Annotated in this window: 11 protein-coding genes; 6 read left to right on the forward strand and 5 right to left on the reverse strand. The window is 73.0% G+C overall.

Annotated features, from left to right (window positions below; translation table 11 throughout):
* Nucleotides 1–197: 197 nt before the first annotated feature.
* The 4 genes from GPJ59_RS24505 to zapE all read right to left on the reverse strand — a co-directional run bounded on the left by GPJ59_RS24505 (nucleotide 198) and on the right by zapE (nucleotide 4,494).
* Entirely contained in the window at nucleotides 198–1,148 is a 951-nt protein-coding gene (locus GPJ59_RS24505) for a polysaccharide deacetylase family protein (protein ID WP_308120454.1), read from the reverse strand.
* 212 nt (nucleotides 1,149–1,360) lie between these two features.
* On the reverse strand, nucleotides 1,361–2,710 hold the full coding sequence (locus GPJ59_RS24510; RefSeq protein ID WP_219669859.1) for an alkaline phosphatase PhoX: 1,350 nt from the start codon (nucleotides 2,708–2,710) through the stop codon (nucleotides 1,361–1,363).
* Between the two features lie 178 nt (nucleotides 2,711–2,888).
* Nucleotides 2,889–3,314: an OsmC family protein gene (locus GPJ59_RS24515; protein ID WP_219669860.1), complete on the reverse strand. Its 426-nt coding sequence runs from the start codon at nucleotides 3,312–3,314 to the stop codon at nucleotides 2,889–2,891.
* Between the two features lie 70 nt (nucleotides 3,315–3,384).
* A complete protein-coding gene (gene zapE, locus GPJ59_RS24520; protein ID WP_219669861.1) occupies nucleotides 3,385–4,494 on the reverse strand; it encodes a cell division protein ZapE in 1,110 nt (369 codons plus the stop codon).
* 36 nt (nucleotides 4,495–4,530) lie between these two features.
* Here zapE and GPJ59_RS24525 point away from each other — a divergent pair, with 36 nt between their 5' ends.
* The 4 genes from GPJ59_RS24525 to msrB all read left to right on the forward strand — a co-directional run bounded on the left by GPJ59_RS24525 (nucleotide 4,531) and on the right by msrB (nucleotide 7,957).
* The gene (locus GPJ59_RS24525; protein WP_219669862.1) at nucleotides 4,531–5,373 is read left to right on the forward strand and encodes a pyrimidine reductase family protein; all 843 of its coding nucleotides are present in this window, start codon (nucleotides 4,531–4,533) and stop codon (nucleotides 5,371–5,373) included.
* Between the two features lie 109 nt (nucleotides 5,374–5,482).
* Complete coding sequence (locus tag GPJ59_RS24530) at nucleotides 5,483–5,968, forward strand: indole-3-glycerol phosphate synthase (RefSeq protein ID WP_219669863.1); 486 nt, start codon at nucleotides 5,483–5,485, stop codon at nucleotides 5,966–5,968.
* A 161-nt stretch (nucleotides 5,969–6,129) separates the two neighbouring features.
* Nucleotides 6,130–7,524, forward strand: coding sequence for a UDP-N-acetylmuramate--L-alanine ligase (gene murC / locus GPJ59_RS24535; RefSeq protein WP_219669864.1), 1,395 nt, complete (start codon nucleotides 6,130–6,132; stop codon nucleotides 7,522–7,524).
* Nucleotides 7,525–7,549: 25 nt separating this feature from the next.
* The gene (gene msrB / locus GPJ59_RS24540; RefSeq protein WP_219669865.1) at nucleotides 7,550–7,957 is read left to right on the forward strand and encodes a peptide-methionine (R)-S-oxide reductase MsrB; all 408 of its coding nucleotides are present in this window, start codon (nucleotides 7,550–7,552) and stop codon (nucleotides 7,955–7,957) included.
* A 99-nt stretch (nucleotides 7,958–8,056) separates the two neighbouring features.
* On the opposite strand, the gene GPJ59_RS24545 is transcribed toward msrB, so the two are convergent.
* Nucleotides 8,057–8,467, reverse strand: a complete 411-nt coding sequence (locus GPJ59_RS24545) for a Fur family transcriptional regulator (protein ID WP_219669866.1) — start codon at nucleotides 8,465–8,467, stop codon at nucleotides 8,057–8,059.
* Between the two features lie 211 nt (nucleotides 8,468–8,678).
* Between GPJ59_RS24545 and katG the strand changes: the two genes are divergently transcribed.
* Both katG and GPJ59_RS24555 read left to right on the forward strand, forming a co-directional pair.
* Nucleotides 8,679–10,904: a catalase/peroxidase HPI gene (katG, locus tag GPJ59_RS24550; RefSeq protein WP_219669867.1), complete on the forward strand. Its 2,226-nt coding sequence runs from the start codon at nucleotides 8,679–8,681 to the stop codon at nucleotides 10,902–10,904.
* 196 nt (nucleotides 10,905–11,100) lie between these two features.
* Nucleotides 11,101–13,213, forward strand: a 2,113-nt coding sequence (locus GPJ59_RS24555; protein WP_308120456.1) for a sensor histidine kinase, incomplete at its 3' end; no start/stop codon positions are given.

Here is a 13,213-nt window from a genome sequence, read left to right on the forward strand (position 1 = left end):
TGTGTTACACATAAGTATATTGTACAACACGTCAATGCGCACCCCGAAACCCGAACTCCTAAGTATCTCCGGAAGCGTCCGTTGTGTAAAGGAGACGGGTACGCGGCCGCGCCGGCCCGTGGTGTACGCGCCCGCGTCGGCCCGCCCCGGACCGCAGGTCCCGCCCGGCCCCGTGGGTCCCGCCCCGCCGGGAAGCCCTACGTGCCCATGAGCTCCGAGACCTTCACGAAGCGGTAGCCGCGCTTGCGCAGCTCCGGGACGATCGTGCGGATCGCCTCCTCCGTGACCGGGGCCGCGCTGCGCGTGCAGTGCATGACGACCAGCGAGCCGGGCTTGACCCCGGCCAGCACCTGGGCCGCGACCGCCGCCGGGTCCTTGGCGAAGGCGTCCCCGCTGACCACGTCCCACTGGACGGCCGTGACCTTGGCCGTGGACAGCGCCCGCAGGGCCTGGTCGTCGTAGCAGCCGCCGGGGAAGCGGAAGTACGGGACGGTGTTGACCGCTCCGGCCTTGCGGAACGACTCGAAGGCCCGGTCCACGTCGGCGCGGGCGGCGGCGCCGTCGAGGGCGGGCAGGCCGTAGCAGGGCTCGGTGAAGGCGTGGTGGCTGTAGGAGTGGTTCGCGACCTCGAACATCGGGTCGGTGCCGATGGCCTTCGCCTGATCGGGGTACTCCTCGGCCCAGCGGCCCGTCATGAAGACGGTCGACGGCACCTTGAGCGCGCGCAGGGTGGCGATGAGCTGAGGGTTGTCGAAACGTTCCCCCGCGGCCGCGCGCGGGCCCTGATCGGCCGTCATGTCGGCGTCGAAGGTGAGGGCGACCGTCTTGTCGGTCCGCTGTTTCGCGCGTTCGAAGACCGGGGTGAGCCCGTTCGGGCCGGGGGCGAGGGTGGGGGCCTTGGCGGGGCCGGGTGCGGCCTGCGGGGAGGCGCCCTGCTGGCCGCCCGCGGCGGAACCGGCAGCGGAACCGGCGGCGGAACCGGCTGCAGGCGACGAGCCCGGGCCGGCGGCAGAGGCGGAGGCGCCGGGGGAGGCCGTACGGTCCCCGCCCCGCCCGCCGCCCGGCGTACCGGCGCCGCCGCCCGCGCAGCCGGCGAGGGCGACGCCGAACGCGGCGAGTACTGCCACTTTGCGCAGTGAAATGGTCACGCAGGCAAAATATATGACTATCTGGAAATCGTACGTGCACGGCACTCGCGCACGCCGAAGTCACCCTCCGGGGAATGGGACGCGAGGGCCGGGCGGGTGCGGAAGCGGGCCGGGGAAGCGTGCCGGGCGGCGGCAGGGGCGTACGCGGGCGTGCCGGGGACGGTCACCGCCAGGAGCCGGTCACGCCAGGGCCAGTCAACGCAGAGGGCCAGTCACCGCCAGGGCCCGGTCACCGCGAAGGTCGTGCCCGGGGCGTACGCGTTGACGTACATCGTCCGGCCGTCGGGGGAGAAGGTGACCCCGGCGAACTCCCCCCACTCCGGCTTCTGCGCCGTCCCGATGCCGTCGGCGTTGCGCGCCACCGGATACACCGCCCCGCCCCGCGTCACGCCGAACACGTACTGCTCCCCGCCGCCGTCCTCGCACACCATCAGCCCGCCGTCCGGTGCCAGGCAGATGTTGTCGGGACTGTCGCCGGGCAGCCGTACGTCGGTGGCCGGGCCGAAGACGACCTCCAGGCGGACCCGGTCCCTGAGCGGGTCGTGGAACCACACCTGGCCGAAGTGGTCGGCGGCCGCGCCCTCGCGCCCCCGCGCGTAGCTGGAGACGAAGTACACGCCGGTGCCGCCCCAGTAGCAGCCCTCCAGCTTCTGCGCGTGCGTGATCCCGCCGCGCCCGAAGTCCTGGAACCGGATCGGCGTCCGGGCCGCCGACGGGTCCGGGACGGGCACCCACTCGACGGGGAACTCGGCGCCCGGCTCCTGCACGGCCGCCAGGTCCGCGACCCCCGGCACCCGCATCGCCTCCAGCGCGCCGCCGGCGCGCAGCGAGCCGGTGCCGCCGAGCGGGCGCCGGGGCAGGAAACGGTAGAAGAGCCCGAAGGGTCTGTCGAAGGCGTCCTCGGTCTCGTAGACGACCCCGCGGTACGGGTCCACGGCCACGGCCTCGTGGGCGAACCGGCCCAGCGCCGTCAGCGGCACCGCCCCCGTGCGCTGCGGGTCGGCCGGGTCGACCTCGAAGACGTACCCGTGGTCGCGGGAGTAGCCGGCCGTGCCCCGGGTGTCCTCGGTCTCCTCGCAGGTCAGCCAGGTGTGCCACGGGGTACGGCCGCCCGCGCAGTTGACGGCGGTCCCGCTGATGCCGACCCGTTCGGCGGTCACCCCGCCGTGTGCGTCGAGCGAGAGCACCGTGCAGCCGCCCAGGGCGTCCGGGTCGTACACGAGCCCGGCCACGGGCGGCACGCGCAGCGCGGCGGTGGTGCGGTTCTCGTGGTTGCGTACGAGGCGGACGCCGCCCCGCCCGGCGCGGAAGGCGGCCATGCCGTCGCAGTTGGCCGGGACCGTGCCTTCGCCGGAGCGCAGCGGGTCCCCGGCCCGGGACAGCACGCGGTACGTGAACCCCTCGGGCAGGTCCAGCAGGCCGTGCGGATCGGGGAGCAGGGGGCCGTACCCGGCGGCGGTGGCCCGCGGCGCGGCGCTGCCGCCGCCGGCGAACAGGGCGCCGAGCGCCCCGGTGACGACCACGGCGGCGCCGGCCAGCACCTTGCGACGGTCCACGGACATCGGCAACTCCCCGTGACGGCCAGGAGATGTGACGCCAGCCGTGGTACCACGGGTGCGGTGGCCGGGGGCGCCGACGCGCGGAGCACCCGGTCGGGGCGCTCCGCGCGGCGGACGCCGCGGACCGGTCCGGCAGGCCTCAGCCGAGCGCGGCGGACGCCGCGGACCGGTCCGGCAGGGTTCAGGCGAGCTCGGCGCTCAGGGTGATGGTCGTACCGGTCAGCGCCTGGCTGACGGGGCAGTTCTTCTTCGCGTCCTCCGCGACGGCGGCGAAGCCCGCCTCGTCGAGGCCGGGGACCTCGCCGCGGACGCTCAGGTGGATGCCCGTGATGCCCTCGCCCGGCTGGAAGGTGACATCGGCCTTGGTCTCCAGGCGGGTGGGCGGTGTGCCCTTGCCGGCCAGGGCGTGGGACAGCGCCATCGAGAAGCAGCTGGAGTGGGCCGCCGCGATCAGCTCCTCCGGGCTGGTCTTGCCGTTCGGCTCCTCGGAACGGGCCGGCCAGGAGACGTCGTACGAGCCCAGACCCGAGGAGTCGAGGGTGACGACGCCCTTGCCCTTCAGCAGGTCGCCTTCCCAGACGGTGTGCGCGTGGCGGGTGGTGGCCATGGGTGGATCCCTTCGCAGAGGTGGGAAACGGCCGGGCGGCGGCCGCGAGGCCGACCCGGCGTCCCCAAACCTACTGCGCCACCAGCCCCTTCGCGTCGCGCGCGAGGGCGGTGAGCCGCGAGATGGCCCGGAAGTACTTCTTGCGGTAACCGCCGTTCAGCATGTCCTCGCTGAACAGCCGGTCGAAGGCGACACCGGAGGCGAGGACGGGTATCTCCCGGTCGTAGAGCCGGTCGGCGAGCACCACCAGGCGCAGCGCGGTCGACTGGTCCGGCACCGGCGCCACGTCGGTCAGGCAGACCGCGGATATGCCCTCGGTCAGCGCGCCGTAGCGGCTCGGGTGCACCCGGGCCAGGTGGTCCAGGAGGCCGGGGAAGTCGTCGAAGGTCGCGCCGGGCGTGGCGTACGCGGCCTTGGCCACCTGCTCGTCGGAGTACGGCGCGGGCGCCTCGGGCAGGCCGCGGTGGCGGTAGTCCTCGCCGTCGATGCGCAGCGGGCGGAAGTGGGCGGACAGGCCCTGGATCTCGCGCAGGAAGTCGACGGCGGCGAACCGGCCCTCGCCGAGCTTGCCGGGCAGCGTGTTGGAGGTGGCGGCGAGCGCGACGCCCTGCTCCACGAGCCGGCTGAGCAGGCTGGAGACGAGGACGGTGTCACCGGGGTCGTCGAGCTCGAACTCGTCGATGCACAGCAGCCGGTGGCCGCCGAGGGTCTCGACCGTCTTCTGGAAGCCGAGCGCGCCCACCAGGTTGGTCAGCTCGACGAAGGTGCCGAAGGCCTTGAGCGAGGGCTCGGCCGGGGTGGCGTGCCACAGGGAGGCCAGCAGGTGGGTCTTGCCGACGCCGTACCCGCCGTCGAGGTAGACCCCGCGGGGGCCGGCCGGCTCCGCCTTGCGCGGGGCGCGGGAGAACCAGCGGCGCTTGCCGGCGCCGGTGGCGTGGGCCCCGCCGAGCCCGGCGGCGAAGCCGCGCAGGGTGGTGACGGCCTCGGCCTGGCTGGGCTGGTTCGGGTCCGGGTTGTACGTGTCGAAGCGCACCCCGTCGAAACGCGGGGGCGGCACCATCTCGGCGACCAGCCGCTCTGCGGGCACGTGGGGCTCGCGGGCGCACAGGGACTGCGGGCCCGCGTCGGCTATCGGGCTCCGCCCGGTGGCGGAACCGGGCGTGGAGAGTGATGTCGGCACAGCGTTCCACTCTACGTCGCGTGACACACTGCCCCGATGCGACGCCTGTTCCCTGTGACCGATCAGACACCGCCCGCCGTGACCGGACAGGCACAGCCTGCCGTGACCGGACAGGCACCGCCCTCCGCACCCGGTCGGACACTGTCCGGCGAGGACCGCGAGTGGTCGCTGGACGAACTGGCCGAGGCCTACGCCTACCCCGAGCTCGCCGCGGACGGCCACTGGCTGCGCGGCAACATGGTGTCCACGCTGGACGGGGCCGCCCAGCACGACGGGCGCTCGCAGCCGATCTCCAGCGACACCGACATGCGCGTCTTCGGCACCCTGCGGGGGCTGGCCGATGTGGTGGTGGTCGGCGCGGAAACGGTTCGCCAGGAGGGCTACCGCCCCGCCCGGGCCCGGGAGGCCTTCGCCGCCCGCCGCCGGGCCGCGGGCCAGGGCCCCGCACCGGCCATCGCGGTGGTCACCGCGAGCATGGACCTGGACTTCTCGCTGCCCCTGTTCACCGCGCCGCTGGTGCCGACCCTGGTGCTCACCGGTTCCGCCGCCCCGCCCGAGCGGCTGGCCGCCGCGGCCGCGGCCGGGGTCGAGGTGGTGACCGCGGGTGAGGGGGCCGCGGTGGACGCCGCGCGGGCGGTGCGGGAGCTGGCCGACCGGGGGCTGCGGCGCCAGCTGACCGAGGGCGGGCCCCGGCTGCTGGGCCAGTTCGTGGCCGCCGGGGTGCTGGACGAGCTGTGCCTGACCGTGTCCCCGATGCTCACGGCGGGTGACGCCCAGCGCATCGCCGGGGGCGGCCGGCTGGAGGTCCCGACCCGGCTCCGGCTGGTGTCCGTACTGGAAGAGGCCGGGTTCCTCTTCACCCGCTACCGTCGGAGCTGAGAAGAAGCGGAATTCCTCGTTCCGGTTTGCTCTCGCTGGGCACATATACCTGCGCGAGCCCCGTGCGACAGCGGGGCAGGATGGTTTCCGCAGGGCCCTGCCACGGCCCATGAAGGAGAGGGCGTCCGTGTTCACGAGCGTATTGATGATCGAGAAGCCTCTGACGTCCGTAGACGTGGACTTCGTCACCACCCTGCACGGAGACGACCCGGTCTCCTTCTTCGTCCTCATGCAGCCGCGGGGCGACCAGGACCGGCTGCTGCGCGCCATCGACGACGTCGCGCTCGGAGAGCTGCCGGACGCGATCCGCGAGGGCGACGAGCCCGAGGGGGCGGCCGCCCGCGGCCCGGCCGAGCAGGCGCTCGCCCACTCCCTGGAGGCCTTGCGCAAGAAGGGGGCCAAGGCCGTCGGGCGGATCATCGAGGAGCACCCGCTCGACAAGCTGAAGGCCGTCGTGGAGGAGACGAACGCCGACGAGGTGATCGTCCTGACCGCTCCGCACTTCGTGGAGGAGTTCTTCCACCGGGACTGGGCGTCCCGGGCGCGGCACAAGGTAGGCGTTCCGGTGCTCAAGCTCTTCGCCCACAACGAATAGGCTGGGTCCGCACACCCGCGTCGTGCCGTACGCGTCCCGCTACGCCGTGCCGCACGCCGACCGGATCCGACCCGGCCTGATCCGCCCCGACGTGATCTGATCCAGCCGGATCCGATCCAACCTGATTAGATCCGAACCGAACCGACCCTGGAGCACCCCGTATGACGCCCGGCCTGCCGACCGCCATGGACCGCCCGCACTTCATCGGCATCGGCGGAGCCGGGATGTCCGGGATCGCCAAGATCCTCGCCCAGCGCGGTGCCCGTGTCGCCGGCAGCGACGCCCGTGAGTCCGACACCGCCCAGGCGCTGCGCGCCCACGGGGCCACGGTCCACATCGGGCACGCTGCCGGCCACCTCGCCGACGACGCCACCTGCGTCGTCGTCTCCAGCGCCATCCGCGCCGACAACCCGGAGCTGGCCCGCGCCGCCGAGCTGGGCGTACCGGTCGTGCACCGCTCCGACGCGCTGGCCGGGCTGATGCAGGGCCTGCGCCCCATCGCCGTCGCCGGTACGCACGGCAAGACCACCACCACCTCGATGCTGGCGGTCTCCCTCTCGGCCCTCGGCCTGGACCCGTCGTACGCGATCGGCGGCGACCTCGACGCCCCCGGCTCCAACGCGCACCACGGCACGGGCGACATCTTCGTGGCGGAGGCGGACGAGAGCGACCGCAGCTTCCACAAGTACGACCCGCAGGTCGCGATCATCCTCAACGCGGAGCTCGACCACCACGCGAACTACGCCTCGATGGACGAGATCTACGACTCCTTCGAGACCTTCGTCGGCAAGGTCGTCCCCGGCGGCACCCTGGTGGTCTCCGCCGACCAGGCCGGCGCGGCCGAGATCGCCGGCCGGGTGGCCGGCCGGCAGGACCTCACCGTCGTCACCTACGGCGAGTCCGACAAGGCCGACGTCCGCATCCTGGCCGTCACCCCGCGCGGCCTGACCAGCGAGGTCCGCGTCGGCATCGACGGCCGCGAGATCACCTTCACGGTCTCCGTCCCGGGCCGCCACTACGCGCACAACGCCGTCGCCGCGCTCGCGGCCGGCGTGGCCCTCGGCGTCCCGGCCGACGACCTGGCCGCGGCGCTGGGCAAGTACACCGGCGTCAAGCGCCGCCTCCAGCTCAAGGGCGAGGCGGCCGGCGTCCAGGTCATCGACTCGTACGCGCACCACCCGACCGAGATGACCGCCGACCTGGAGGCCATCCGCGGGGCGGCCGCCGACTCCCGCATCCTGGTCCTCTTCCAGCCCCACCTCTTCTCCCGCACCCAGGAGCTCGGCACCGAGATGGGCCAGGCCCTGGCCCTGGCCGACGCCTCGGTCGTCCTGGACATCTACCCGGCCCGCGAGGACCCGGTCCCGGGCGTCACCAGCGAGATCATCATCGCCGCGGCCCGCGCCGCCGGCGCCGACGTCACGGCCGTCCACGACAAGGCGGCGGCCCCCGCCGTGCTCGCGGGAATGGCCAAGCCCGGCGATCTCGTTCTCACCATGGGCGCGGGTGACGTCACGGACCTCGGTCCGCAGATCCTCGCCCACCTGTCGAACTGAAGCGAGCGAGGAGCCGGAGAGCGCGATGGCGTACGAAGTCGAGAAGCCCGACGAGCAGTGGCAGGCGGAGCTGACCCCGTCCGAGTACCAGGTCCTGCGCCTCGCCGGCACCGAGCCCGCCTTCCGCGGCGAGTACACCGACACCAAGACGCTCGGAACGTACTCCTGCCGCGCCTGCGGAGCGGAACTCTTCCGCTCCGAGGCCAAGTTCGACTCCCACTGCGGCTGGCCGTCCTTCTACGACCCGAAGGACTCCGACGCGGTCGAGCTCCTGGCGGACACCTCCCACGGCATGGTCCGCACCGAGGTCCGCTGCGCCCGCTGCGGCTCCCACCTCGGGCATGTCTTCGAGGGCGAGGGCTACCCGACCCCCACGGACCAGCGCTACTGCATCAACTCGATCTCCCTGCGCCTCACGCCCGACGAGGGCTGAGCCCCGACACGAGAACCGGGCCCGGAGCCGGGTCGGCCGGATCGGTCGGCCCGGCTCCGGCGTGTTTCGGCCCGTTTCGGCGCGTTCGGGCGGGGCGGCTCAGGTGCAGTCCGGGCACAGGCCTCGGTACGTGACCTCGGCGGTCGTGAGCGTGAAGCCGTAGCGCTCGGACGGGGGCAGGGCGGTCAGGGGGTCGCCCGTGGGGTGGACGTCGCGGATCGTGCCGCAGCCCGAGCACAGCAGGTGCTGGTGGGGGCGGTGGGCGTTCGGGTCGTAGCGCTTGGCGCGGCCGTCCGTGCTGACCTCCGTCACCTCGCCGAGCGCGACCAGCTCGCCCAGGGTGTTGTAGACGGTCGCGCGGGAGATCTCCGGCAGCCTCGCGGCTGCCCGCGCGAGCACCTCGTCCGCGGTGAGGTGGACGTGCTCGCCGTCGAGCACCTCGGCCACCACCCGGCGCTGGGCGGTCATCCGCCAGCCGCGTCCCCGCAGGCGTTCCAGCAGGTCGCTCATGCCTCACCCCAGCCTCACCGCGCACCGCCGCGGAAAAGAATCCGTGCGGGTCTGGTTGTCGTATTGACTTGGACTAGGTCCATCGTAGGATCGGTTCTGTCCAGCGGCCAAGTGGACTGCGCCCGGACTCTTCGACCGCCTCAGTACCGCCCCTCAGTACCGCCCTCAGTTCCCTGAACTCCGTGATCCGTTCGGCTCGGAAGGATTTCCCATGTCTGAGAAGCACGATGCACCCGTCGCAGACACGAGTGCGCAGGGCGGGGGCGGCTGCCCGGTCGCGCACGGGCGGGCCGCTCACCCCACCCAGGGCGGCGGGAACGCCCAGTGGTGGCCGGAGCGCCTCAACCTGAAGATCCTCGCCAAGAACCCCGCCGTGGCCAACCCCCTCGGTGAGGAGTTCGACTACGCCGCGGCGTTCGGCGCGCTCGACCTCCCGGCCGTCAAGGCCGACATAGCCGAGGTCCTGACGACCTCGCAGGACTGGTGGCCGGCCGACTTCGGCCACTACGGCCCGCTGATGGTCCGGATGGCCTGGCACAGCGCCGGCACCTACCGGATCAGCGACGGCCGCGGCGGCGCCGGCGCCGGCCAGCAGCGCTTCGCCCCGCTCAACAGCTGGCCGGACAACGCGAACCTCGACAAGGCGCGCCGACTGCTGTGGCCGGTCAAGAAGAAGTACGGCCAGAGCCTGTCGTGGGCCGACCTCATGATCCTCGCCGGCAACGTCGCCCTGGAGACGATGGGCTTCACGACCTTCGGCTTCGGCGGCGGCCGCGAGGACGTCTGGGAGGCCGAGGAGGACGTCTACTGGGGCCCCGAGACCACCTGGCTCGCCGACGAGCGCTACTCCGGCGACCGCGAGCTGGAGAGCCCCCTCGGCGCCGTCCAGATGGGTCTCATCTACGTCAACCCCGAGGGCCCGAACGGCAACCCGGACCCCGTCGCCGCCGCCCGCGACATCCGTGAAACGTTCCGCCGGATGGCGATGAACGACGAGGAGACCGTCGCGCTGATCGCCGGCGGCCACACCTTCGGCAAGACCCACGGCGCCGGCCCCGCGGACCACGTCGGCGCCGACCCCGAGGCCGCGCCGCTGGAGGCCCAGGGCCTCGGCTGGCAGAGCTCGTACGGCTCCGGCAAGGGCGCGGACGCGATCACCTCCGGCCTGGAGGTCACCTGGACCACCACGCCGACCCAGTGGGGCAACGGCTTCTTCACGAACCTCTTCGAGTACGAGTACGAGCTCACCACCAGCCCGGCCGGCGCCCACCAGTGGGTGGCGAAGGACGCCGAGGCGGTCGTCCCCGACGCGTTCGACCCGTCGAAGAAGCACCTCCCGACGATGCTCACCACCGACCTGTCGCTCCGCTTCGACCCGGTCTACGAGCAGATCTCGCGGCGCTTCTACGAGAACCCGGACCAGTTCGCGGACGCCTTCGCCCGTGCCTGGTTCAAGCTGACCCACCGTGACATGGGCCCGGTCGTGCGCTACCTCGGCCCGGAGGTCCCCTCCGAGGAGCTGATCTGGCAGGACCCGCTGCCGGAGCGCACCTACGAACTCGTAGGCGCCGAGGACATCGCCGAGCTGAAGGCGAAGATCCTCGACTCGGGCCTGTCGGTGGCCGAGCTGGTGTCCACCGCGTGGGCGGCGGCCTCCTCCTTCCGCGGCAGCGACAAGCGCGGCGGCGCCAACGGCGGGCGCATCCGCCTCCAGCCGCAGAACGGCTGGGAGGTCAACGAGCCCGACCAGCTGGCGGCCGTGCTGAGCACCCTGGAGAGCATCCAGAAGTCCTTCAACATCGACCGGGCCGGCGGCGCGCAGATCTCGCTCGCCGACCTGGTCGTGCTGGCCGGCGCCGCGGCCGTCGAGCAGGCCGCCGGGGCGGCCGGCTTCGACGTCCGGGTGCCGTTCGCGCCGGGCCGCGTGGACGCCTCGCAGGAGCAGACCGACGTCGAGTCGTTCGCCGCGCTGGAGCCGGCCTCCGACGGGTTCCGCAACTACCTCGGCAAGGGCAACCGCCTGCCGGCCGAGTTCCTGCTGGTCGACCGGGCGAACCTGCTGAACCTGAGCGCCCCCGAGCTGACCGTCCTCGTCGGCGGCCTGCGCGTCCTCGGCGCGGTCCACCAGCGGTCCTCGCTGGGCGTCCTCACCGACACCCCCGGCTCCCTGACCAACGACTTCTTCGTCAACCTGCTCGACCTGGGCACGACGTGGACGGCGACGTCCGAGGACCGGAGCACCTTCGAAGGCCGTGACGCCGCCACCGGCGAGGTCAGGTGGACCGGCTCCCGGTTCGACCTCGTCTTCGGCTCGAACTCCGAACTGCGGGCGCTCGCCGAGGTGTACGCGAGCGACGACGGGAAGGAGAAGTTCGTCAAGGACTTCGTCGCCGCGTGGGACAAGGTCATGAACCTGGACCGCTTCGACCGCGTCTGATCACCCACGATCAGGGTCGGCCCTACTCGGGCCGGCCCTGACGTGTTCCATCGCCTCGGCATGGCTGGTTATGATCGGCGCCTTCCGTCTGATCGATCGTTCCCGTACCTGCCCGTCCCGCCGCAACCGAGGACCGATGTCTGCCACTGACTCCGCAGGCGCGCCAGCGCCGTCGACGAACAGGCGGCGGCGGACCGTGCGCCTGCGCACGCTGCTGGTCTGGCTCGCGGTCGTCCCGACCGTGGCGATGGGTGCTCAGACCGTGCTCACCGCCGACCGGCTGCTGGCGCAGTCGGACCGTCTGCGATCCGTCGTGGCGGCCGGTGAGCAGCTCGGCGAACCGCTGTTCCGGGTCCTGGCCGCGACCCAGGCGGAGCGGACGATCGCCGCCGCGCGGTTCGCCGGCACGCCCGTGGCGGACGGCGACGTGCGCGAGGCGCGGGCGGCGACCGACCGCGCCGCCGCCGAGTTCCGCAAGCTGACCGCGGGCGGCCCCCGGCGGTCCCCGGAGGTCGAGCTGCTGCTCGTGGAGGTCAGCGGCGGCCTCGACGGGCTGGCCGCGCACCGCGAACGCCTCGACCGCCGCAACGGCAGCCCCGAGAGCGCGGTCGTCTACTACACCGACGTGATCGACCGGATGGTCCGCCTCTACGAGGAGGAGTTCAGCCACGCCGAGGACGCCGGGCTCACCCAGGAGAGCCGCGTGGCCGTCTCCATGCTGGCGGCCGCCGAGCTGGTCTCCCGCGAGGACGCCTACCTCGCCCTGGCCGGGCCGGCCAGGGAGCTCACCCCCGCCGGGTTCACCGGCCTCATCGACGCCGTCGGCACCCACCGCTACCTCTACGACACCTCCGTCGTGCCGTACCTGCCCGTCGAGGAACGGCAGTTCTACGGGCAGATCGTCGGCTCGTACGCCTGGCAGGCCAAGCTCCGGATCGAGAACGCGATCGTCTCCGCCCACAAGGACGTCGACTCGGGGATGAAACTGCCCGCCGAGATCTCCGGATGGCGCCCCGCCCACCAGCAGTTCGCACCCCAGCTGAGCCGGCTCACCACCGACCGGTCCCGGGGCCTGCTCGCCCAGGCCGACGCCCGGGCCGACGAGCTGGAGAGCCAGGTGTTCCGGCTGATCGGCGCCAGCGGCGGCGCGCTGCTGTTCGTCGTGGTCGTCGTCGTGTTCACGACCCGCTCCGTGCTGCGCCGCCTGGACGGCCTGCACCGGCGTACGGTCGCCGTCGCCGAGCGCACCCTGCCGGAGATCGTCGACCGGCTCCACCGCGGGCAGAGCGTCGACGACGACGCCCTGCCCGTGGTCCGCGGCGACCAGGACGAGGTCGGCCGGATCAACGACGCGTTCGCCCGGGTCGTCGCCGTGTCCGTCGACGGGCACCGCCAGCTCGCCGCCGAGCGCCAGGGCTTCGGCATGTTCGCCTCGGGCATCGCCTCCCGCACCGGCAACCTGGTCAGCCGCCAGCTCGGGCTCACCGAGGACATCCAGGACGCCTTCGGCCACGACGAGGCGCTGCTCGCCCAGCTGATGCGCTCCGACCAGCTGACGGTGGGCATGCGGCGGCAGATCGAGAACCTGCTCATCCTCTCGGGCGGCGAGGTCCCCGACCCGCACACCGAGCCCATGCGGATCGCCGACCTGCTGCGCGAGGCCGCCGCCGAGGTCGAGGACTTCCGGCGGATCGAGCGCCAGGCCCTGGACGAGGCCGGCGTCGCACCCCAGGTGATCAGCCAGATCAGCCACCTGCTGGCGGAGCTGCTGGACAACGCCACCCGGTTCTCCCCGCCGAGGTCGAAGGTGGTCATCCGCGCCGAACTGGTGGCGGACGGCCTGTCGGTCGAGATCGAGGACCGCGGGCCGCGGGTGAGCAGCGAGCGCTACGAGGAGATGAACCGGCGCCTGCACACCGCCCCGCCGTACTCCGTACTCGCCGAGAACGCGCACCGGCTCGGCCTCTTCGTGGTCGGCCACCTCGCCGACCGGCTCGGCGCCACGGTCACGCTGCGGCGCTCGGTGTACGGAGGGACCTCGGCCGTGGTGATCCTTCCGGGTGAACTCCTGGTGGCGGCGCCTCCCGAGGCGCACCCGGAGGCGCACCCCGCGGGGCAGCCGGAGCCGGAGCTGAAGCCCGAGCCGAAGCCCGAGCCGAAGCCCGTACAGAAGCTTGAGCCGGAAGCGAAGCCTGAGCCGAAGCCCGAGCCCGAGCCCGAGCCGCGGCGGCCCGAGCCCGTGCCCGGCACGGCCCTGACCCCGGCGCCGGCCGCCGCGGTGGCTGCCCACTCTACCCACCTCCGAGCCC

This window comes from Streptomyces bambusae (assembly GCF_019400985.1).
GTDB lineage: Bacteria > Actinomycetota > Actinomycetes > Streptomycetales > Streptomycetaceae > Streptomyces > Streptomyces bambusae_A.

Coding starts and splice junctions, on each gene's coding strand:
- GPJ59_RS24510 (WP_219669859.1), bottom strand. CDS start 2,710: ATGTCCGTGGACCGTCGCAAGGTGCTGGCCGGCGCCGCCGTGGTCGTC.
- GPJ59_RS24515 (WP_219669860.1), bottom strand. CDS start 3,314: ATGGCCACCACCCGCCACGCGCACACCGTCTGGGAAGGCGACCTGCTG.
- GPJ59_RS24525 (WP_219669862.1), top strand. CDS start 4,531: ATGCGACGCCTGTTCCCTGTGACCGATCAGACACCGCCCGCCGTGACC.
- GPJ59_RS24530 (WP_219669863.1), top strand. CDS start 5,483: ATGAAGGAGAGGGCGTCCGTGTTCACGAGCGTATTGATGATCGAGAAG.
- murC (WP_219669864.1), top strand. CDS start 6,130: ATGACGCCCGGCCTGCCGACCGCCATGGACCGCCCGCACTTCATCGGC.
- msrB (WP_219669865.1), top strand. CDS start 7,550: ATGGCGTACGAAGTCGAGAAGCCCGACGAGCAGTGGCAGGCGGAGCTG.
- GPJ59_RS24545 (WP_219669866.1), bottom strand. CDS start 8,467: ATGAGCGACCTGCTGGAACGCCTGCGGGGACGCGGCTGGCGGATGACC.
- katG (WP_219669867.1), top strand. CDS start 8,679: ATGTCTGAGAAGCACGATGCACCCGTCGCAGACACGAGTGCGCAGGGC.